Source organism: Actinoplanes sp. NPDC051859 (assembly GCF_044452725.1).
In the GTDB taxonomy this organism is placed as follows: domain Bacteria; phylum Actinomycetota; class Actinomycetes; order Mycobacteriales; family Micromonosporaceae; genus Actinoplanes.
The window spans coordinates 497,208-518,238 of the sequence record NZ_JBITBX010000004.1 but is presented as its reverse complement, the minus strand read 5'-3'; the positions used below and the strand labels follow the sequence as shown (position 1 = coordinate 518,238).

The 21,031-nt window shown below is 69.6% G+C and carries 21 protein-coding genes; 9 read left to right on the top strand and 12 right to left on the bottom strand.

Going from position 1 to position 21,031, the window contains the following annotated elements:
- The 9 genes from ACIA1L_RS13325 to ACIA1L_RS13285 form a co-directional block, all read right to left on the bottom strand.
- A complete protein-coding gene (locus ACIA1L_RS13325; protein WP_396072910.1) occupies positions 1 to 3,744 on the bottom strand; it encodes a hypothetical protein in 3,744 nt (1,247 codons plus the stop codon).
- Between the two features lie 238 nt (positions 3,745 to 3,982).
- The gene (locus tag ACIA1L_RS13320; RefSeq protein ID WP_396072909.1) at positions 3,983 to 4,717 is read right to left on the bottom strand and encodes a hypothetical protein; all 735 of its coding nucleotides are present in this window, start codon (positions 4,715 to 4,717) and stop codon (positions 3,983 to 3,985) included.
- Entirely contained in the window at positions 4,698 to 5,723 is a 1,026-nt protein-coding gene (locus ACIA1L_RS13315; protein ID WP_396072908.1) for a DUF6895 family protein, read from the bottom strand. Before ACIA1L_RS13315 ends, ACIA1L_RS13320 begins: the two co-directional genes overlap by 20 nt.
- Before the next feature lie 2 nt (positions 5,724 to 5,725).
- Positions 5,726 to 6,517 carry an ABC transporter permease gene (locus ACIA1L_RS13310; protein ID WP_396072907.1) on the bottom strand — a complete coding sequence of 264 codons (792 nt, stop codon included), beginning with the start codon at positions 6,515 to 6,517 and terminating at the stop codon, positions 5,726 to 5,728.
- Positions 6,514 to 7,440 carry an ATP-binding cassette domain-containing protein gene (locus tag ACIA1L_RS13305; protein ID WP_396072906.1) on the bottom strand — a complete coding sequence of 309 codons (927 nt, stop codon included), beginning with the start codon at positions 7,438 to 7,440 and terminating at the stop codon, positions 6,514 to 6,516. Before ACIA1L_RS13305 ends, ACIA1L_RS13310 begins: the two co-directional genes overlap by 4 nt.
- Positions 7,437 to 7,985 (bottom strand): flavoprotein, encoded by a 549-nt coding sequence (locus tag ACIA1L_RS13300; protein ID WP_396072905.1) that lies wholly within the window; start codon positions 7,983 to 7,985, stop codon positions 7,437 to 7,439. Before ACIA1L_RS13300 ends, ACIA1L_RS13305 begins: the two co-directional genes overlap by 4 nt.
- On the bottom strand, positions 7,985 to 9,382 hold the full coding sequence (locus tag ACIA1L_RS13295) for a lanthionine synthetase C family protein (protein WP_396072904.1): 1,398 nt from the start codon (positions 9,380 to 9,382) through the stop codon (positions 7,985 to 7,987). Before ACIA1L_RS13295 ends, ACIA1L_RS13300 begins: the two co-directional genes overlap by 1 nt.
- On the bottom strand, positions 9,379 to 12,513 hold the full coding sequence (locus ACIA1L_RS13290; RefSeq protein WP_396072903.1) for a lantibiotic dehydratase: 3,135 nt from the start codon (positions 12,511 to 12,513) through the stop codon (positions 9,379 to 9,381). The genes ACIA1L_RS13295 and ACIA1L_RS13290 overlap by 4 nt, the downstream gene beginning before the upstream one ends.
- A gap of 85 nt (positions 12,514 to 12,598) precedes the next feature.
- Positions 12,599 to 12,778, bottom strand: coding sequence for a gallidermin/nisin family lantibiotic (locus ACIA1L_RS13285; protein WP_396072902.1), 180 nt, complete (start codon positions 12,776 to 12,778; stop codon positions 12,599 to 12,601).
- A gap of 241 nt (positions 12,779 to 13,019) precedes the next feature.
- On the opposite strand from ACIA1L_RS13285, the gene ACIA1L_RS13280 reads away from it, so the two are divergent.
- The 7 genes from ACIA1L_RS13280 (at position 13,020) to ACIA1L_RS13250 (ending at position 17,911) form a co-directional block, all read left to right on the top strand.
- Positions 13,020 to 13,574: an RNA polymerase sigma factor gene (locus tag ACIA1L_RS13280; RefSeq protein ID WP_396072901.1), complete on the top strand. Its 555-nt coding sequence runs from the start codon at positions 13,020 to 13,022 to the stop codon at positions 13,572 to 13,574.
- A complete protein-coding gene (locus ACIA1L_RS13275; RefSeq protein WP_396072900.1) occupies positions 13,571 to 14,464 on the top strand; it encodes a hypothetical protein in 894 nt (297 codons plus the stop codon). Before ACIA1L_RS13280 ends, ACIA1L_RS13275 begins: the two co-directional genes overlap by 4 nt.
- A 32-nt stretch (positions 14,465 to 14,496) precedes the next feature.
- Positions 14,497 to 15,042, top strand: coding sequence for a hypothetical protein (locus tag ACIA1L_RS13270; protein ID WP_396072899.1), 546 nt, complete (start codon positions 14,497 to 14,499; stop codon positions 15,040 to 15,042).
- A gap of 1 nt (position 15,043) precedes the next feature.
- On the top strand, positions 15,044 to 15,835 hold the full coding sequence (locus tag ACIA1L_RS13265; RefSeq protein WP_396072898.1) for a hypothetical protein: 792 nt from the start codon (positions 15,044 to 15,046) through the stop codon (positions 15,833 to 15,835).
- 52 nt (positions 15,836 to 15,887) lie between these two features.
- Entirely contained in the window at positions 15,888 to 16,769 is an 882-nt protein-coding gene (locus tag ACIA1L_RS13260) for an ABC transporter ATP-binding protein (protein WP_396072897.1), read from the top strand.
- Positions 16,769 to 17,131, top strand: coding sequence for a DUF2511 domain-containing protein (locus ACIA1L_RS13255; protein ID WP_396072896.1), 363 nt, complete (start codon positions 16,769 to 16,771; stop codon positions 17,129 to 17,131). The genes ACIA1L_RS13260 and ACIA1L_RS13255 overlap by 1 nt, the downstream gene beginning before the upstream one ends.
- Positions 17,132 to 17,425: 294 nt before the next feature.
- Entirely contained in the window at positions 17,426 to 17,911 is a 486-nt protein-coding gene (locus tag ACIA1L_RS13250; RefSeq protein WP_396072895.1) for a hypothetical protein, read from the top strand.
- Between the two features lie 57 nt (positions 17,912 to 17,968).
- Here the strand turns inward: ACIA1L_RS13250 and ACIA1L_RS13245 are convergent, their stop codons facing one another.
- Both ACIA1L_RS13245 and ACIA1L_RS13240 read right to left on the bottom strand, forming a co-directional pair.
- Complete coding sequence (locus ACIA1L_RS13245) at positions 17,969 to 18,679, bottom strand: ABC transporter ATP-binding protein (protein ID WP_396072894.1); 711 nt, start codon at positions 18,677 to 18,679, stop codon at positions 17,969 to 17,971.
- Positions 18,680 to 18,681: 2 nt separating this feature from the next.
- On the bottom strand, positions 18,682 to 19,476 hold the full coding sequence (locus tag ACIA1L_RS13240; protein WP_396072893.1) for an ABC transporter permease: 795 nt from the start codon (positions 19,474 to 19,476) through the stop codon (positions 18,682 to 18,684).
- A 297-nt stretch (positions 19,477 to 19,773) separates the two neighbouring features.
- On the opposite strand from ACIA1L_RS13240, the gene ACIA1L_RS13235 reads away from it, so the two are divergent.
- Both ACIA1L_RS13235 and ACIA1L_RS13230 read left to right on the top strand, forming a co-directional pair.
- Complete coding sequence (locus ACIA1L_RS13235) at positions 19,774 to 20,100, top strand: hypothetical protein (protein WP_396072892.1); 327 nt, start codon at positions 19,774 to 19,776, stop codon at positions 20,098 to 20,100.
- A 57-nt stretch (positions 20,101 to 20,157) separates the two neighbouring features.
- Positions 20,158 to 20,391: a hypothetical protein gene (locus ACIA1L_RS13230; RefSeq protein ID WP_396072891.1), complete on the top strand. Its 234-nt coding sequence runs from the start codon at positions 20,158 to 20,160 to the stop codon at positions 20,389 to 20,391.
- Between the two features lie 177 nt (positions 20,392 to 20,568).
- On the opposite strand, the gene ACIA1L_RS13225 is transcribed toward ACIA1L_RS13230, so the two are convergent.
- Entirely contained in the window at positions 20,569 to 21,024 is a 456-nt protein-coding gene (locus ACIA1L_RS13225; RefSeq protein ID WP_396072890.1) for a hypothetical protein, read from the bottom strand.
- Positions 21,025 to 21,031: the final 7 nt, after the last annotated feature.

The window sequence follows — 21,031 nt, the reverse complement described above, 5'->3', positions numbered from 1 at the left end:
TTACTGACAGGCGGACGGTTGCCGCTCGCCGGGAGCGTAGGTGGACCACTCGGCGGGGGTGGGCAGGCCGAAGCGGGAGCAGAGCTCCTGCAGCGGGTTCCTGTACGTGCTGGTGTCCCACAGCCGGATCGTGTCGTCGGAACTGGTGGTGGCGAGCACTGTCCCGTCCGGGCTGAACGCCACGTCCGTCACGAGGTCGGAGTGGCCGACCAGCGGACTGCCGACCTGCTCGCCGGTGTGCGGGTTCCACAACCGCACGGTCCGGTCCTCGCTGGTGCTGGCGAGCAGGTTGCCGTCGGGGCTGAACGCCACGTTCCACACTTCTTCGGTGTGCCCGCGGAGCGGTTCGCCGACCGGGTCGCCGGTGCGCGGATCCCACAGCCGTACGGTGCCGTCGAAGGAAGTCGTGGCGAGCAGCGTGCCGTCGGGGCTGAACGCCACGTCCATGACGAGGTCGGTGTGGCCGGTCAGTGGGTCGCCGACCGGTTGCCCGGTCCGGGGATTCCAGAGCCGGACAGTCCGGTCGCCGCTGGTGCTGGCGAGCAGGTTGCCGTCCGGGCTGAACGCCACACCGAAGACTTCGTCGGCATGCCCGCTGAGCGGTTGTCCGACCGGTTCGCCGGTGCGGGGGTCCCACAGCCGGATGGTCTTGTCGGCGCTGGCAGAGGCGAGGAGCGTGCCGTCCGGGCTGAAAGCCAGGCCGTACAAGTCGGCTGTATGCCCGGTGAGCGGTGCGCCGACCGCTGTTCCGGCGAGCGGGTTCCACAGCCGGACGGTGTTGTCGTCGCTGCCGGTGGCGAACAGTCTGCCGTCGGAGCTGTAGGCCACGGTCAACACGTCATCGGTGTGCCCGGTCAACGGCTTCCCGACCTCCTGCCCGGTCCGGGGATCCCACAGCCGGGCGGTCTTGTCGACGCCGGCCGTGAGCAACAGCGTCCCGTCCGGGCTGAAGGCGACGTCGGTCACCGGGCCGGCATGCCCCACGATCGGACCCCGCACCGGATAGCCGGTGCGGGCATTCCACAGCCGTGCGGTGGCGTCGTCGCTGCCGGTGGCGAGCAGAGATCCGTCCGGGCTGAACGCGACCGCGGTGACGTCCTCGGTGTGCCCGGCGAGCGGGAGGCCGATCTGCTGGCCGGTACGGGGGTCCCACAGCCGGGTCATGGTGTCGGGGCTGGTGGCCGCGAGCGTGGTGCTGTCGGGGCTGAACGCCACATCGACCACCGCCGCATGGCCGAAGAGCGGCTTGCCGAGCTGCTTGCCGGTCTTCGGATGCCACAGCCGGATCGTCTTGTCGGAGCTTCCGCTGGCGAGAAACCTGCCGTCCGGGCTGAACGCGATACCCCACACCTCATCGTTGTGCCCGGTGAGCGGCTTGCCGGTTTGCTGCCCCGTCCGCGGGTCCCAGAGCCGGATCGTGTCGTCGGAACCGCTCGTGGCGAGCGTGGTGCCGTCCGGGCTGAACGCCACATCGGACACCCCCGCGGTGTGTCCGGTGAGGGACTTGCCGAGCTGTTTGCCGGTCCGTGGGGCCCACAGCCGTACGGTGCGATCCCGGCTGGTGGTGGCGAGCGTGGTGCTGTCGGGGCTGAACGCCACGCTCGTGACGTCGTCGGTGTGCCCGACGAGAGGGTTGCCGACCGCCTGGCCGGTGAGGGGGTCCCACAGCCGGATGGTGTCGTCGTTGCTGGCGGTGGCGAGCAGCTTGCCGTCGGGGCTGAACGCCACGGCCTGGATAGCGTCGGTGTGCCCGGTGAAGGGTGCGCCGACCGGACGGCCGGTGTCGGTGCTCCACAGCCGTACCGTCCGGTCGTAGCTGGCGGTGGCGAGCAGCTTGCCGTCCGGGCTGAAGGCGACGCCCCAGACTTCCTCGGTGTGCCCGATCAGCGATTCGCGTTGTTGGGTGAGCAATGCGGTCAAAGCGGACAGTGCTTCGTCGGTGGGGGCGACCATCCAGGCCGCGACGGCCAGCCTGCGGGCGGTGATGGGTTTGTCGGAGTTGAGGTTCTGGCTCTGCGCGGCGAGTTGCCGGGACAGGGCCAGGTCATGCTGGCGGGTGGCGCTGGTTGCCTGCACCCACGCGGCGACGGCGAGAAGGCTGACCACGACGACGACGGTGAGCAGACCGGCGAGCAACAAGCGCCGCCGGCGGCGGCCGGCGGCCAGCGCGCCGTCCCGCACAGCCAGGCTGCGGTCCAGAAAGTCGCGCTCCCGGGCGGTCACGGCGTCCGGATTTTCGGTACGCCACTCCAGCGCGCGAGCGAGCCGGGTGCCCCGGTACAGGGCGCTGTCGTCGCGGCCCAACGACTCCCAGTCCGCGGCGGCGTGGGTGAGCAGCCGATGCAGCCGCAGACCTTCGTGGTCGTCGTCGATCCAGCCGCGCAGCCGCGGCCAGCCCTGCACCAGCGCCTCGTGGGTGATTTCGACAGTGTCCCGGGTGACGGTGAGCAGCCGGGCGGCGGTCAGCCGGTCGAGCACCGCCGCCACGTCCGGATCGTCCGGGTCGAACTCGGCGCGGGCCACCCGGCGCCGGGTGATGCCGGCGTCGTCACCGCTGTCCACCAGCCGCAGCAAGATCCGCCGCGTGGCCTGCTGCCGGCTCGGACTGAGCGCGGTGTAGACCGCTTCGGCACTCTGCGCAAGGGCGCCATTTACGCCGCCGGCCGCCTCATAGCCGGCCAGCGTCAGCGTGGTGCCGCGGCGGCGCTGCCAGGCCTGGACCATCGCGTGCGAGGCCAGCGGCAACGCGCCCGGTCGGTGAGCAAGCTGTGCCACCACGGTGGACACCAGTGTTCCTTCGACCCGCAGGCCGGCCCGCTCGGCCGGGCGGACCAGCGCGTCGCGCAACTCGACCGGGCTCATCGGCCCGACCATCACCTGCGAATCGCGCAAACCCGAAACCAGCTCCGGGTACTGGGCGCAGCGTGCGTAGAAATCGGCGCGGATGCCCAGCACGACTCTGAACCGGCTGTCCGTCGAGCGCGCAGCTCCCAGCAGCGCAGCGAGGAAGGCATCGCGCGGGGCCTCGTCGGTGCAGAGCGTGAAGACCTCTTCGAACTGGTCCACCACCAGCAGCAGTTCGACGTCATCCGGTTCGTCGGCCAGCGCCGTCCGCACGGCGAGGTCCAGTGCGGTCGGGTCGGTCAGCAGGTCAGCCTGCACGTCGCCCAACACCGGGGACACCGCCTCGAGGAGCCCCGCGAGGGGATCAGCGCCGGGCGTCATCAACGCCGTCAGCCAGCTCGGCCCCACCGACAGCGCACCCTCAGCTACCCGGGGCAGCACGCCGGCACGCAGCAGCGACGACTTGCCGCTGCCCGAAGCGCCGAACACCGCCAGCACCCGCCGGGACGACAGACTGTCGAGCACCTCGTCGATCAGCCGCTCCCGCCCGAAGAACCAGGCCGCGTCGTCCGGCCCGTACGCCGCGAGCCCCCGGTACGGCGGCTCGGCGACGACAGAGTCCGGATCGTCGCCGGCCAGCTGCGCGGCGGTCGCCTTCCACCGTCGTTCCCACGTGGCGCGGTCGCCGCCGCAGGCTTCGACGTAGGCAAGGGTCACCGCGAGACTGGGTAGCTGACGCCCGGCCGCCGCGACGGACAGGGTGGTGACCGAAAAGTGCGCCCGCCGGGCCAGGTCCCGGTAGCCGGGTCGGCCTGCGTTCTCCCGCAGCTCCCGCAGCCCAGCCGCGAACTGCTCGACCGGACTTCCCGCCGGATCCAGCGCTCGCTCGCGGCGTGGCACGGCGGCCCCTCCCTCGGTCGGTCTACCCGTACGGGTGTTGTTCCGACTTGTTTGTTCGGCTCGTGCACCGGACCGAACAATCGGCAGCGATCGTAGCGTGGGTGGCGTAACGGGGAAAAAGCCCAGCGTGCGGGGCGGTCATGGGACAACGGGGGTGACCGCCCCGCGCAGCGGGTGGCAGCTGAAGCCGGTCAGTCGACCGCCAAATGTTGCCGACTGCCGGAGAGAACCCACATGGTCAGGTGCCGTGGGTGACTTCTCCGCTCATGATGCGGGTGGTGAATCCTGGGTCAAGGAGTTCCGCGAGGGTCCAGGCGAAGCTGACGGTCAGAGGTAACCGGGCGTGGATCGCCAACTGTGGGTCGGCGCTGGTGGGTAGGGCACCGAGGCCGCCGTCCGGTTGCTGCTGGGAAATCAGGAAGGCGGCGGCGCCGGTGGTGAGGGGATGTTCGTGCAGCGCCAGGTAGCCAGCGGCGCGGATCAGTGTGGGGAGGACTGCCAGGTCGCGTGCCTGTACGGCGAGGGCGATTGCGACCGGTAGGGCGGTGGACCAGCCGGCGCGGACGCGGCTCGGCATGGCTGTGGTGGTAGCGCCCCAGAGGGAGTCCAGGGCGGCTTGTTCGGCGAGATCCGTGAGGGTTTGCGGGTCGGCGCGCAGGAGTCCCAGGGCCCAGGGCGGCGCGTCGTCCGGGGTCGATGGGGGAACGCTGTCGGGAAGCGGCTGACGTCGACCAGTGACCAGTCGCTGCAAGGGCTCGTCGGGCCCGGCGAACGGCATCGGGGACGGGAGAACGCCGACGGAGTTTGCGGTGCGCAGCTCGGGGCGGGCGATCTCGCAGAGCGTGAGGCCGGCGCGCTGGGTGATGACTGCCAGCCTCCCTTGCGCGGAAATCGCGCCGGGTGGCAGGCGCTGCAGGAACCCGTGCGCGCGGGTCAGTGCCGTGCCGGCGCGCTCAGTGAGGTTCGCTGCCATGTCTCCGCTCCCGTTCCGCCGCCGCGAGGGCCGTGACGACCGTGGTGTGATACGAGGTGCCGAACGTGTAGGCGCCGGCCTTGACGCCGTCGAGCCGGTCCCGGGCCGCCTGACGGTAGAGCGGGCCGGGAATGTGCCCGTCCTCGCGCTGGGTGTCGGCCAGGCGGCGCCAGCCGTGGCGGACCAGTTCGTGTTCGCCCATGCCGACCAGTTGGGCGCAGAGCATCAGTTCGGCGCTCAGATCCAGGTCGTTGCGGGCGAGGTAGCTGCCAAGCAGGGTGCCGATCAGTCCGCGGAGTCGGGCGAGGCCGGCGGGATCGCCGACGAACGGTGCCCGGCGGCCGAAATCACTGAGATAGAACAAGATGTGCGTGATCGCGTACGCTTCGTTGTCACTCAGGTACAGCGGGTCGGCGCGGTGGGCGAGCATGGTGCGCGAGTACAGCTGTTCCAGGTCCGGCAGGTTGCTGGTGAATCCGCCCAGGTCCAGTGCGTACCGTAGTTCAAGGGCGGCGTACGGTTGCCGACCCAGATTGGTCAGGTCACCGCAGCCGGTGTCGAGGAGGCACTGGGCGGCGTCGTTGAGGTCATCGACCGGCCTGCCGAATTCGGACAGCAACGCAAGCAGCCACACCCGGTAGGTGAAAGCCGGGTCGGCGCCGTAGAGGCCCGCGACGAAGGCCGGGTCCTCGACGATGGCTTGTGCGGCGTCCAGACAGCGTTCGGTGAGCCGGTGCGCCAACGGCCCGGCGGGGAGCCGTCGGCACAAGACCAGCAGCTCCAGGACTGTCGTGCCGGGAAACGGCCGGGCGCGCAGGTGTTGGTTCCACTGGTCCGGATCCAGCCAGTCGACGTTGCCCAGCAGCCAGGTCAGCGCCTGCCCGAGGATCGCCTCCGGTACCTGGGTACGGGCGGTGGCGGGAAGGTCGGGAATCAGTGCCGGCCAGGCCGGCAGGCCGAGAATCCGGCCGCGCAAGGCGCCGGACGGCATGGTCAACAAACTCATGGTCAGCTCCCGACCCGGGCACGCAGAATGGCGAACGCGGTAGTCAACAGTCCACCCAGGACGAGGAGGTCCAACCACACCGGGTGTCCCGTCGCCGCGGCGAGCAGGGTGTGGCGGGCAAGGTCCACGGCGTACGACATGGGGTTCGCCGCCATCGCGACAGCCAGCCAGGCCGGCACCTGACCGGGGTTGAACACCGAGCCGGACAGGAACAGCAGCGGGTACATACCCATCTGGATCGCGGCCTGCAGGGTCTGTACCGAGGAGATCGTGGTAGCCAGGAGCAGTCCGATGACGCTGAATACCGCGGCGGTCCCGGCGTACACAAGAATTCCGGCGGTGAATGAGGCCGCGCTGAGGTCGAGGCCGAGTAGCGGAGCGACGGCCAGCATCGCCGCGCTCTGCGCGGCCATCAGCGTGACCGTGGCAGCGACCTTGCCCAACGGCAGGCAGATCCGGGGCACCGGCGCGACCAGCATCTCCCGCAGCACCCCGAAGTCGCGGTCCCAGGCATAGGTGAGGCCGGAGCTGAGCCCGATCGTCACCACCTGGATCGCGATGATGCCGGGATAGACGTAGGCGCTGAACGCCACCCCGTCGATCGGCGCGATCATGCCACCGAACCCGATCCCGTAGACCAGGACGAAGAACAGGATCTGAACGGCCTGAGCGGCCAGCACCCCGGGGTGGCGGACCTGGCGGGTCAGGTCGCGCTGAGCGATGATCAGGATCGACCGGGTGCTGGCGACGATGGTGGTCTCGCCGCCGGCTGCGGTCGCCGGGTTCGTGATCATCTCAGTCTCGATTCCGCGCCGCCGGCGCTCAGGGCGAGAAACACGTCGTCCAGGGACGGATGCGACACCGACACCGACTGCACGGGTACGGTCAGCGCCGCGATGACCTCGGCGATCCGACGTTCGGGGTCGACGCAGAGCACCGCGATCCCAGCCGAATGCGGGACGGCGTCGAATCCGGCTGCGACCAGGGCGAGCAGGGCGAGCTCGTCGTCGGCAGTGGTCAGCAGGACCTGGGACGAGGCGAGCCCCGCCTTCAATTCGGCCGGAGAGCCGTGCCGGGCCACCACGCCGCCGTCGACGATCACCACGTCGTCCGCGTATTCGGCCTCGTCGAGGTAGTGCGTTGAGTAGAGGATGGTGGTGCCGGTCTCGGCGCGCAGCCGCCGCAGGTCGTCCCACACCTGGCGGCGCGCCTGCGGGTCGAGGGCGGTCGTCGGCTCGTCCAGGATGAGCAGGCTGGGCCGGTGCACCAGGGCCCGGATGATCTCCACCCGGCGGGACAGGCCGCCGGAGAGCGCGCTGACCGTGTCGCCGGCGCGGCTCTGCAGGTCGAATTGCTCCAGTAGCCGCGTGATCGCCCGGCGGGCGTCATGCCGGGACAGGCCGAACAGCCGGGCGTGAAACCACAGGTTCTGCCAGACGCTGAGATCCTGGTCCAAGGTGCGTTCCTGAAAGACCAGCCCGAGCCGACGCCGGGCCAGGGTGGGCTGCCGGCGTACGTCGTGTCCGAAGATCGTGATGGTGCCGGCAACCGGGATCAGCGCCGTGGACAGAGCCTGCAGCAGGCTGGACTTGCCGGCCCCGTTCGGCCCGAGCAGGGCGGTGATGCGCCCCGGTGCAGAACGCAGACTGATCCCGTCGACGGCCACCACTTCGCCGTAGGTGACGCGCAGGTGGTCGATCTCGAAGGCCGCGGTCATGGCGCGTTCACCCCGCTCAGCAGGCGAACCAGTGCGTCCGGCGGGGGCGTGGTCAGGCCGGCCACGATCGACCGACTCGCTACCTCGAAGGTGCTGCCCGGCAGCGGCTCGACAATCCGGTGGCCGTCGCTGCGCAATGTGTCGACGTTGCGTTGCACCGTCGGGCGGCGCCACATCACCTCGTTCATCGCGGGGACCAGAGTGATCGGGGCCTCGGTAGCCAGCAGGGTGGTCGTGAGCAAGTTCGGCGCCAGGCCGTGGGCAAGGCAGCCGAGTAGATGGGCGGTGGCGGGCAGGACGACGACCTGCTCGGCCCATCGGCCCAGAGCGACGTGCCCGCGGCCGTGGTCGGACTCGGTGTAGACGGCGTCACAGATCAGTTTCAGTGTGGCCGGGGGTACGAAAGTCTCGGCGGTGTAGGTCAGCACAGCGACCAGTTGCGCGACCCCGGCGACGCGCAGAGCGTGCAGATAGGACGGCAGATTCAGTGTTGCCACCGACCCACTTACCCCGATGAGCAGCCGCTGGGGCAGCGTGGCGGTCATCAGCTCAGCGCCAGGCAGCGGTCCCAGGCACGGTCGGTGCCCGGCGCGGATCCGGCGAACGGCAGCAGAGTGCAAGCCACCCCGGCGGCCCCCTCCAAAACGCCCGCCACGTTCAGTGCGCGGTATCCGGTGGCGTCCTGCCACCCGCGTGGCGAGTCCGGCACCAGATGCGCGAAGCCGAACGGTGCTTGCGGGTCCAGGAAGCCGAGTACCTGACTGGCGACCCGTTCGGCTCCGGCGAGCAGTACCGGATCGCCGGAGGCCGTACCGATACGCCACAGGGCCTGCGCGAATCCCGCCGAGCCGTGACAGACCGTCGGCCCGTCGAGATGCCAGCGCTGCTCGGGACGGGCCAGCGCTGCGTGCAGTCCGTCAAGGGCAGCACGGCGCCAGGCGCCGACGTCGTGGACGTCGCCTGCCAGGTACAGCGCACTGGCGACTCCGGGGGCGCCATAGCACCATGCGGTCCGGGTGAAAGACCCGCCGGGCGGCTCGGTCGCGACCTGCTCGTCCCAGGAGACCCGGCACGGCCAGTAGACGCCGGCATCGTCGGACAACGCCCAGCCGGCCAACCAATCAGCGATCCGGGCGACCGCGTCTCGCTGCCCGGGAACCTCGTGGCCGGCGCTCGCGGCGAGCGACAGCAGGGTCAGCGGACCGGCGGCGCCGTGCGCCAGGCCCAGATTGAAATCACCGCGCGGATAGGCCTCCTGGTCCTGCTTGATCGGCTGTTGGTCGCAAGGCACCCACCAGCCGGGCACGGCGACTCCGTCGACCCTGATCGTTTCGCTGAGCCGAACCAGGTGGCGCAGCGTACGGTCCAGGGCTTGTCGGGCCGCCGGCGAGTCCTCGACGGGGTCGTTCACCACGTCGAGCAGCAGGCGGCCGGTACCGGACATCCCGTTGATCACGTCGTAGGCCGCCCAAGGCACCCCGGGCTCGGTGCGCGCCGCGAATCCGTCGAGTCGGCGCAACTGATCGGTGGACACCCAGGCGGCCAAGTTGCGGCGCAGCGTCGCGTACTGGCCGGTTCCGGTGGCGGCGGCGCAGCTCTGCGCCGCCGTGAGCAACGAGGCGGGGCCGGCGTGCAGGCCTCGCGCCGGTGCGGAGCTCATCAACTGAGCTGCTCGCTGCACGTGCCGGTGCGCCACGGACAGCCAGCGTGAGTCGGCCCGGGCCAGCTCGGCGTAGAGCAGCGCAATGCCGGGCAGGCCGTTGGACAGGGTCAGCGGCCCCCACATCGAGGCCTGAAAGATCGGTTCGCGGTTGCCGTCGGCGTCGGCGATCCTGGCTACCGCATCCGGATCGGCCAGCCGTTCGGCCACCAGCTGGACCGCGGCCTGGGCCTCGGGCAGTACGGCCACCGGCAGTGTGGGGTCGAGCGGGGTGACGGTCATCGGGTGTGCCTCCTGCGGGCGTGGTTGTCCTGCACAGCTCCCCGGGCGATGCCGAGGATCTCCTGTTCGCGAGCGGAGTCCCCGCCGATCAGCCGGTTGCAGGTCATGTGCAGCAGGCTGCCTACGACGCGAGCCTGCGGGGTGCGTGATCCGGTGGTGTCCAGCCGTTGCGCGAAGGCGCGAACCGCTTCGTCGCGTTGCCGCAGAACCTCGAGGACGGTGCGCCCAGCCGGCTCGTCCGTCAGCGCGGCGAACCGGCCGGCAGGATCGACCCGCTGCCGCCACCACGCGGCTCGTCTGCGGAAGGAATCGGGCAGCTCCCGCCGGGATCCGGTGATCGACAGCCACGCGGCGGCAGCATCATCGGCGTACTGTTCCGGCACCCAGCGGGCGCCGGGCGCGGGCAGACCGAATGCCCCGGCCAACGCGGCGGTGGAGAACACTGCCAGTTCATCCAAGGTGTAAGGGCACTGCGGGTCCTTTGCCAGCCGGAGCAGGTCGATCGCCGCGGCGCTGTCGTGCTGGAAGATCAACTCAGCGGTGTTCCGAGCCTGCGCGCCGCCGTAGCGCTCCAGTTCCGGATCGAACTGGTCGAGGCGGTGGCCGCCGACGATCCCGGCGCGCTGCCATTGCGTCAGCAGACCTCCGACAGCGGCGCCGGCTTGCGCCCACCGTACGGAAGGACTGCCGTGGAACCGGATGCGCAGGTGATGGCCCTGACCATCGGTGTACCGGATGAAGAACCACCGGTCGGCGCCGTGTTCGGCGGCGCGCCGCACCAGCGCCGGAATCTGTTCGCGCAGCAGGTCGTCCTGGGTGCGGCGAGATCCGTAAAGTTGGAAGTAGAGCCATTCTCCGGTGGCCGGGTCCGGGGTGCGATCGCGGTCCAGGTTTGCCACATGGCCGGCGCGCGCTGGCGGGACGCTACGCCGCGACAACGGAACGACGATCTCGACGGTGTGCCCGCCGATGCCCTCGTCGAGCCAGCCCTCGTACTCACCGGCGATCTCCTGCGCCACCAGGCCGGCGTCCTTGCGCACCTCGTCGCGCAACAGTTCGACATGCCAGGGATCGGCCAGGTCGAGCACGAGTCGCTGATCGGTGCTGACCACCATGACTCGTCGCGGCACGTCCCAGGCTTGCCGCCAATCCCGCACGGCCGCGGTCCAACGGGCCGGATCCTCGAGGGCAGCGCGCAGGGCATCGACCCGCCAGGTCGCGGCCGCGATGACCGTGCGCCCGTGGCGTACCCGGGGTAGGTAGGGCGCGTCGGCCATCGGTCCCCAGTTCCACGGCTCCCATAGCCGTTGTCCCTCCATGCCGATCTCGTAGAGCAGACGGGTGACATTCGGCGCTTGCACCGCCGGGCTGACCATATTGGACAACTGGGGGATGATCTCCCGGCCGGTCGGCAGATGGATCGCACACATCCGCTCGAGGGTCGCGGCGATGCCGATCTCGTCGAGCGCGATCTCCTGCACCCCCGGTGCGTCCGGGAGCCCGACACCGATGCGCCGGCCGGTGTGCGCTGCCGTATGTGCCAGGTTCGCCGCGCGACTGGACCGCGCGGTGAACGCCAAGTCGGCGGTGATCGCGCCGCTGATGTGCTGCGGCCGGTTCCGCTGCTCTCCGTGCAGGTGGTCACGGTCGGGCAGCAGGTCGGCGAACCGCGCCATGGTCGCTCCGGCGTGGTGCGAACCAGGGCTGGGCGACAGGACGACCCGGAAGTCCGAGTCGGTCAACGTGTCCTGGGACGCGGCCACCACGTGGACGTACAGCTCGCAGGAGTTCGGCAGGTCCGCGGGGTCGGCGTCGTCGTACACCAGGTCACGGATGTCGTCCTGGTCGAGGACGATCTCGCGGCGACGCTCCCGCATCGCCTCCGTGGCCAACAGGGTGATCCGGCGTTTGCGGGCGGCCGAGTTCGGTTCGTCCGGCAGATCCGCGGGTGCCTCACTGGCCGGCCACTCATACCCCGCTGGTGCGCCCAGGGATCGGTTGCCGTCCAGCAGCTCGAGCAGGGGAACCACCCGGTCGGCGCCATACCGTTCGAGAAACCGCAGGTGGTACGCCCGCAGTGGGCGCATACCGAGCCGTGGCGCCGACATGCGCCAGAGCAGGCCGGCGGCGGACTCCACCTCGGCGCGGACAGCCTCGGGTAGTCGGACGTCGGCGTCGACAGCGAGGTCGATGTGTAGCGGATTGGTGTGCTCCTGCAGGCGCCCGGCGGCGTCGAGCAGCTCCTGGAGCGCGGCCCGGCCGGCACCGACCGGAAGCGCGTCGTACGCGTGGCGGCGTTCGTTGAACGCGCGCAGCTCGGCTGGGACGGCATCCGCGAGCACGGCGATGACATGTTCCAGCGGATCTCCGCCGTCCATCGGCGGGCGCAGCCCGGTCATCAGCACTTCCTGCTCCACCAAGGTCATGAGGAGCGAATCGATCCGGTCCGCGGGCGCGGTGGGGAATTGCGCGGTCAGTGCGGCGGACAGTTCGGTGAACGGGACGAGCCGCCGCGCGTGACGCACGGCCGCCTCGACCACCGCCGAGTTGCGGATCGAGACCGAGGTGCGGCTGCTCTCACCGGGCAGCGCTCCCGGGGTCGACGGAATGTCCAGGATGAGCCGGTCACCGCGGCGGACCAGCGCTTGGTGCGCCTGGAGCGGCAGGCGCGGCAGGATCGCCGGGTCGGTCTCGAAGCGCCGGACCAGCTTCAGCAGCCAGCCCATGTCGGCGTGCGTACGGGAGCGGTGCCCGTCGCGCCACTCGGCCTTCGCGGCCGTGTCGAAACGCCCGCTGGTGACGCCGGCGAACAGCCCGAACGGGGTGGGCCGGGTGCGCATCCGGATGTCGTAGCGCAGCACCGCCAGCGCCGCGCGGCGCAGCTGGGTGAGCTTGAGCGAATCGGCGCGCCCGGTGGCGACCCGGTCCAGCACCGCGGTCAGCGTGGGAGTCGCCAGGGTCAGCGCCTCGACCAGCCGGGCGTCGCAATGCGCGGCCTGGAGCACGGCCAGGTACGCCGGGCGACCGTCGGCTGGGTCGGTGCCCTGTGCCAGGCCGGTTCCGGCGGACGTCGCCGCCAGCGGCGCCCGTACCAAAAAGTAGTCCCACGCACGCAGCGCTCGGGTAGACACAGCTCACTCCCCCGGTAACCTGAACAGAGACAAGGTGGTGCCGGGGGCCGGGGCTGGCAGGCCCCGTCCCCCCGGCAAGGGTGTGTCAGCAGCAGAAGCTGCACTGCGAGCCGCCGCCCTCGCTGGTGCACCCCGGGGTGCACAGCGACCAGCTGGTGACCATCGGCGACGCCGTGGTCATCTCGATGTTGACGTCGACGTCCAGGTCGAACAGGTCGTCGACGGTGACGTCGGTCTGCGGCTGGGTGATCAGGTCGATGGACAAGGTGGTCCTCCTTGGTCGGGCCCCGAGCGGGGCCGGATGGTGGTGGGGACCGGCGGATCGTCGTGCTCCCCGGTCGAGATCAACCAGACCAGCTATCGCGCCGCCGAGGCAATCGACGGGCGCAACTGTGGCAGGAACGGCAGAGCCCGTGACAGCCGCGGCGGTGGTTTCGGGGCAGGCCGGCGAAAGTCGGTCCGGTCTGCCGTGAACCTCGGCGCGCCCGGCTGCTACACACAATCGTGTGGAGCAAGACGAGATGCTGATGAGCGCGGTCGCCGGCGGCGATCAGGACGCCCTGCGGGTGCTGTACGAGCGCCACGCCGCGGTGATGCTGCGACTCATCCGCCGACTCACCCAGAACCGGGGTGTCGCCGAGGAGTGTCTGCAGGAGAGCTGGCTGGCGGTGTGGCAGTCGGCTGCCACCTTCCGCGGCGACGCACCGGTGCGCAGCTGGCTCCTGGGCGTTGCCCGGCGGCAGGCGCACAACCGGCTGCGCAAGGCCAGCCTCACCACAGTGGAACTCAATGACACCACGGACGCCGTGGACACCGCGCCCGGCGTGGAGGAGCAGGTTCTGGCTCAGGCACGGTCCGAGCAACTCGCCAAGGCCGTCCGCGGCCTACCCGAACACCTACGGGAGGTGCTGGTGCTCGTACTGGTCGAAGAACTGCCCTATCAGGAGGTCGGTGCCGCGCTGGACATCCCGGTCGGCACCGTGAAGAGCCGTATGTCGCACGCCCGTAAGCGGCTGGCCGCCGCCCTGACGACCGTCTCGGAGAGAGTTGGCGAACGATGACTCACCTCGCCTTTGAGCAGCTCACAACGCCCGGTCAGGCAACGGACGCGGTGACTGCCGACCATCTGCGGACTTGCACTCAGTGCCGGCAGCAGGCCGCGGCCTGGGCCGGTGTGGCCGTCGCCAGCCGGACCGCCGCCGCCGAGATGACCGGACCGGTTCGCGTTCCCTCGTTCGACGTCCTGCTCGGCGGGGTGCTGCCGGTCCGGCAGCCCGCGCAGCCGGTTCCCGTGGTGCGACCCAGTTTCGGCACGTCCTGGCGCTTGGCCGGTGCGCTGGTGGCCGCGCAGTGGCGGCTCATCCCGCGCAGCCTGCTGCCGCTGACCGCTGCCGGGCTCGGCGCCGCGGTGGCGATCGCCGCGGCCACTCGCGTGCCGGAGACTGCCAACCGGCTGTTCGCTTCGGTCGTCACCTTGGTGATTCTGCTCAGCGTCACCGTGGCGTGTTCCCGGCGCAGTGACCCGCGCATGGAACTGCCGTTCACACTCCCGGTCTCCCCGAGCGCGGTGTTCGGCGCCCGGCTGGTCCTGGCGTTGCTCAGCAGCCTGGCCATGGCGGTGGCCGCCTCCATCGGCGCGGCCGCCGCCGGCGCTGGCACGGGCATGGCCGGTGTGGTCTCCGGCTGGCTCGGTCAGGCGCTGCTGGCCAGCGCGGCCGCAGTAGCGGTGACGGTGTGGCGGTCGGCTGCATGGGGTGCGGTGACCGGTGCGGCGATGTGGCTGACCGGCTCGGTGCTCACCCTGCCCGGCAGTGTCTTGGCCGAACGTCTGCAGCCGGTGGTCTCCCAGATCTGGGGAACGACACCGTGGACACTGGCGGCATCGGTCGCCTTGATCGGGGTGGCGCTGCGGGCGATGAAATTCCCGGAACTCGATTCCGCCGAGTCGTGAACCTTCTCCACCGTGGCTGCTACCTACCAGTCATGGACGGGTGGTTGCTCTGGTGGTACGACGCGCGGCGGTGCAGCCGGCAGCTGATGGGCATGCTGGCGGTCACCGCCGCGCTGTGGTGCGCGGCCCAGCTCGCGCAGGGGATCTCCTGGCTCGGTGCGGCCCTGGTGCCCCTCGCTGGGGCGTTGTGTGCGGCTGCGATCGTCGCTCGCGAGCGCCTGGTCGAGCTGCATCTGAGCCTGCCGGTTTCGCTCGTCCGCACGGTCGGGCGTCGGCTGGTTTTGGTGGCCGCGCTGCTGCTCGCGGGCAACGCCTTGCTGTCGGTGCGCCTGAACGGGTGGGCCGCTGCCGTCATGCTGATCGCCACCGCGGCGTACGTGGGTGCGGCGACCCGCTCGGTGAGTGCCGCCTCGACGGCGGTGCTCGGGGTCTGGCTGGGCCATCTGCTGATCGTCGACCGGATGCTGCCGGGAAGCCTGCAACTGGTGCCGCTGCTGATCGCCGCCGGAGGTCTGGTTCTTCTCACCGTGCTACGGCTGCGTGACGGTGATGCACTCGTCCACCAGGAAGGCGAATGACATGACGCTGCTCCCGCCCGCGGTGGCCGGCACCCTGCGCTACGAAACCCGCCTGGTGCTGCGCCGTAAGGGACTGTGGTTGTCCCTGATTCCGCTGACATTGCTGATGCTTCTCCTGATCCTGTCGTCAGAGAAGGTGTCCGGGCTCGCCGACCCGGTGGCCCGGGTCGGTAACACCGCACTCTTGCTCAGCATCTTCGGCACGCCCGGGGTGGCCGTCATCCTCACCGATCAGTTCGCTGCCGCGCGCCGGCCCGGCATTGCGGATCTGCTGGACGCCACCCCGGCAGGGGGCACCACGAGGATGCTCGGCACCTTGATCGGGCCGCTGCTGGTGGTACTCACTCCCGTCTTGGCGCTGCTGTTCGTTCTGAGCGCCTGGTGGAGTGTCGCTGCTCTCGAACTCGAACCGCTGTTCGGTGCCGCGATTGCCGCGCTGACCGTGATCGTGCCCGGCGCGCTTGCCCTGACCAGCTTCGCCGCGCTGCTCGGCGTGCTCCTGCCCAGCGTCGTCGCTCGCATCGTCGTGGTCGTCACCTGGTTCTGGGCGACCGTGGCCACCCCGTCGTTGGTTCCCGTACCGACCATCACCGGCACGTTGTTCTCTCCGGCCGGCGGTTACCCGGCCGCCGGGTGGCTGCACGTCGATCCGGTGTGGGCCCATCGGTTCCGTACCGATCCGCTGGGTCCGGCCGTGACCACCCCGGCGATTCTGTCCAACATCGTCCTGGTTCTGCTGCTGGCGGCGATCTTCTTCGCCCTCTCCCGGCAGCTGGTCGGCAGGCGGTCATGACCTGTCAGCAACGACCGGCCACATCCGGCACTTCCGGGATCGGAGCACACCGTTGAACGTCACAATCGAGAACCTGACGAAGGTCTACAAGGGCGGTTACCGGGCCCTTGACGCCGTCGACCTGGAAGTCGGCACCGGGATGATCGGCCTGCTGGGCGCCAACGGTGCTGGCAAGACGACGCTGATGCGAATCCTTGCCGGTGTCCTGCGTCCCACCACGGGGCGAATCACGGTCGGCGGCCATGATCTCGCGGCCGCCGCCGGGCGGGCGTCCGTCAAGCGGATGCTCGGCTATCTGCCGCAGGAATTACCCCTGTACGCCGGGCTGACCGGTCGAGAGTTCCTCGACTACATCGGCCTGCTCAAGGGCATCGACGACAAGGGTGCTCGCCGGCGGCAGATCGACCAGCTGCTGGACCGCGTCGGGCTCGGTGACGAGGCGGATCGGCGCATCGCCCGCTATTCCGGCGGCATGAAGCGCCGGATCGGGATTGCCCAGACGATGCTCGGCGACCCGCGCCTGATCATCGTGGACGAGCCCACCAGTGGCCTCGACCCCGAGGAACGCATGCGCTTTCGGGCCCTGCTAGCCAGTCTCGGCGGCGACCGCACCGTCCTGCTGTCGACCCACATTCTCGCCGACGTCGCGCAGAGCTGCCCTCAGGTGGCGGTGCTGAACTCCGGTCGGCTGGTCTACTTCGGCAGCACCGGCGGGCTGACCGGTGCCGCCGAGGACCGCACCTATCTGGTGCACTCCGACGGCCCGGCGCCCGAGGGTTGCACTGTGGTCAATGCCACCACCACTGCCGCGGGCACCGAGTACCGCATCGTCGGCGACCCGCCCCAAGAGGGCGCGCGCCGGGTGCAACCCACATTGGAGGACGGGTACGTGGCGCTGCTGCAGACCCACCGCGAGATCCAGGAGACCCACTGATGAACAGGTCGATCATGGCGTCCGGAGTTGCCGCCGCCGTATTGCTCGCGGCGACGGGCTGCGGAGCGGGGACGCGCGATGCCGCCCCCGCAGTGCCGCTGCCGGCACCGAGCTCCACGGCGCAACAGGTCTCCGCGGAGAACTTCGGCCACCTCTGGCCGCTGTCGGTGGATCACGGCACCATCGAATGCCGCCCGGGTACTCAAGCGGTCTTCGTCGCCGAGGACGGCACGGAGTACGCGTTGAACGGTAAGGCCGAACAGGCGGGCATCCGCAGCGTGGACGACATCCGTGCGCAGGGCAGCAGTGCCAGCGACGTCAGCATCGGTGCGCTGCTGACCAGGACCATGAAACTGTGCTGACATCGGTAGGCGAGATTCCACACATTGCACCGACTTTGTCCCGGTAAATATTCATAATCTGCGATAGGATCTGGCAAGAAAGCGTGCGAGGATCGCGGATCCTCCAGGTTGACTATTGGCAAAACGGGGGAAGTTTTGTTGACTGGCTCAGTTCGGGCGCGTGTACACAACGGGCTCCGCGGAATTATCAGCGAGGGACAGGAACCGTTCGCCGGCCTCGAAGTGGCTTTCGAATTCGTTGACCCGTTGTCCCTGTCTGAATCCGGCGACGCACCCGCACCAATCTTCGTGCCGGTGACCAACGAGTTCCAGGCCGAATTCGTGCACACGATTCGCCAGGGCGCCTGTATGACACCGATCATCGCCATTGTCAGCGACGTCAACGGATACCAGACCTACCTGGCAATCAAATATGGTGCCACCTGCGTATTCAACATCATGGTGCCGGCCGACAAACAAGCCGATTCGCTGCGGTCCGTGCTCAGCACCGCGGGACGGCACTCCTTCTCCCGTGTGCCGCACCCGCGGAACGAGCCGCTCCCGGCGCTGGACAGCCGACCCCAGTCTTTGGTGGACAACCTCGACCCCCAGGAGCGGGCGCTGCTCAAGCTCCTGTGCGGCACCGAGACCATGTCGGTGATCGCCAAGAGCTTCTACTGCTCGGAACGCTCCATCTACCGCCGGGTCCGCCAGCTCTACGACCGCTTCGGAGTCATTGGGCGCACCGAGCTTCGGCTGATCCTGGCCGGCACCGTACGCCGGGAACGCGCCGCAGCGTGACCCTCGACAACGGGCGGCGCTCAGCATCAGCTGAACGCCGCCCGTTGTTTGCCGAGGTCAGCGAACTCCGGCGCCGGTCGTCTCGACGAGCTGGAAGAACCCCGCCTCCAGGTCGCCGCCGAGGGCCAGCCCGGCCAGAGCGCCCTCGTACCGGGTACGGCCGGCCACGACGACACCGACCCGGTCGCAGACCTGCGCGATCTCGGACAACTGGTGGCTGGAGATCAGGACCGTCGTGCCGGCCGTGGACAGATCGCGGATGATGCCGCGCATCTCCCGTACCCCGATCGGGTCGAGACCGTTGGTGGGCTCGTCGAGGATCAGCAGGCGGGGCTCGGCGAGCAGCGCGATGGCGATGCCCAGCCGCCAGCGCATGCCCAGCGAGTACTTCGCCACCCGCCGGTGCCGCACCTCACCGAGCTGGACCTGCTCGATGACTGTCTCGATGCGCTCCAGCGGTACGCCCCGCAGCTTCGCGTGTAGGCGAAGGTGGGTCATCGCGTCCAGGTGCGACCACAGGCCGGGCATCTCGATCAGCGCGCCGACCCCGGCCAGCAGCTCCCGGCTGTGCGGTTCGCCGAACAAGGTGATGGAGCCGCTTGTCGGCCGCTGCAGCCCCAGCACCGCCTTCATCAGGGTCGTCTTCCCGGCGCCGTTAGGGCCCAGCAGGCCGTAGATCTCACCCTCGCGCACCGACAGATCGACGCCGTCGAGGGCGTGGTGCGCACCGTAGTGCTTGTGCAGGTTCTTGATGTCCAACGCGAGCACGGTCAGACCTCCTTACGAGTCATCAGACGGCCACCGACCAGCAGCACCAGTGCGAGGACCACGACAGAGAGCGCCACCGCCATGGGGATGGTGTGGCCGCCGGCGAACGAGTTGCCTGCCGACAGGGGGATACCGTTCGTGCCGACCCCGGCCACCGCCTGCAGGGCGCGCATGGGCCAGCTGAACGGCACGGCGTACCAGTACGACTTGTCCGCGACGATCAGGCCGCCGAACATGCCGACCACCCCCACCGCAATGCTCGGGCCGAGTCCCCATGCCGCCGCGACCAGCACCGCGATTCCGGTGGTCGCCAGGCCCACCAACCAGGGCAGGAACGCCGCACCGGCCGCCAGGCCCACCGCCTGCGTCAGCTGACCGTTGATTGCGGCGGCGACCAGCAGCATGATGAACAGCACGGTGCTGGAGACCAAGCCGAGCAGCGACAACGCGGCCACCTTGCCGGTGAAGTAGCGCCGACGCGGGACGGCGTACGACAGCATCAGCCGCCACGAGTCCTGGTCGGATCGGATGGACAGCGCGGCCAGGAGCCCGGCACTCATCGGCACCAGCATTCCCCACAGGTTGAGCGTGGAGGTGCTGAAGATCTTCCAGGTGTGTTCGCCAGGTCCGTTCGGCGCGAACAGCGATCCCATGAACAGCGGAACGGTGGTCACGACCGGCGCGAGGAGCGCATACCAGGCGATGAAGCCGCGGCGTAGCCGCGTCAGTTCGGTGCTCGTCACCGTCCAGATCGACGGATTGTCCCGCCGTCCGTGCGGGGCTGCATCAGCGGTCATCACGGAACTCGCTTTCCGGTACGCAGAAAGGTGTCGGTAGGTACGTAGCCGGCCGCGGGCCGTAGGTTCACGCAACTCTCAGACGAATAAGTTGGTGGCAGAAGACTGCCGCCGACTCCGGCACCACCGATGTTCGAAATATGGGAAACGGCAGAGGTGGGTACGGAAAACGATAGAGCTGACCCCTGACACGAAACTGCCAGTCACCCTGCCAACGGATGCGAATAGGTGGCCGGATCTGTCATCGTCAGCGGCGTCGAACAAGTCGATCCGACGCCGTCCACATCAGGAGGAAAAATGAAGATGCGCCGCGCAGCCATCGTCGCCGTTGCCGCATTCGCATTCACCGGCCTCAGCGCACCGGCCGCCATGGCCGCACCGGCCACCGCGTCGACCGGGGCTGTTTCGGACGCGGCCGCGTCCGCCGACCTGAGCATCCTCCGGACCTGGCATGCCACTGTGCAGTGCCAGATCGTCCGGATCAGCGACAACAATGTGATTCGCTACGACCGCGCGGATGGCAGCGGCAACACCAAGGAAGCGGCCAAGCAGGACGCCGAGCGCAACATCCCCGTCCCGCAGGGGCACTACAAGCGCCACTGTGACGTGAAGCGGATGTGGTGACGCACCCGTGACATCCGGAAGGCGGTTGAAGCCTTCCCCCTAGGCAGGAGACCCGGCATGCCGGAAGACGTAGACATCTGGGAAGTGCGACTGGGCATCTACGCCACCGAGGAGCAGGCGGCGGCCATCAAGGAACAGGTGACCAGAATCCTCTGCCCGGACCCCGACCATGCGCCCCCCTGCCCGGTGCCCTGGACCGTCCAGCTGCTCGCCCGGTCCGCGCTGGACGAGGCGGATTCCTACTCCGAGCTGGTCGAGCAGGCAGAGTTGGAGCGCCGCCGCCGTCCTTAGGTCCGCGCTTCCGACGCCAGACAGCGTCCGCCGGTTCCCCCCGTGCCGGCGGACGCCCACTTCAACGGGGATGCGTGAGTGGCCCGAACCGCAGATCGCGGTTCGGGCCTCTTCGCAGCGGGTCAGCAGCGCAGGGCGCTGGGGGTGACCCAACCCCCACCGCCCAACCCGGCCCCCTCACCCGCCGGCGCTGACCTCCAGGTCGATCAGGAAGCCCCGGGCCTGCCACTGCTGCTCGGGCAGCCGGTCACGGACCAGCCGGAAGTATTCCTCGGGACTGAAGATCTCCAGCGAGTCCAGGTCCGGATCCTCGTCCAGCTGCGGGTCGTCGCGGAGTCCGCCGGGGCCGGCGTCGGGCAGGTCGATCAAGCGCGTCTCACCGGGCCGGCGCACCCACTCCTCGGTGCCGCGGTCATGCAGGTCCTGGACCAGCCGAACCCGCCGAACCACGCCTTCCGTGACCGGCGAGGTGCCCAGGACGGCCATGAAGTGGGCCTCGCCAAGCCGCCCCTCCGGCGTGACATCGTCAGGCAGGTCGGAGGCGTCGAGCCAGCGCACCCGGGCCGAGACCCGCTCACCCACCGCCCAGTCGGAGTCGCGCGGAAAGGAGGTGAGCAGGACCGGCCAGATCATCGGCCCA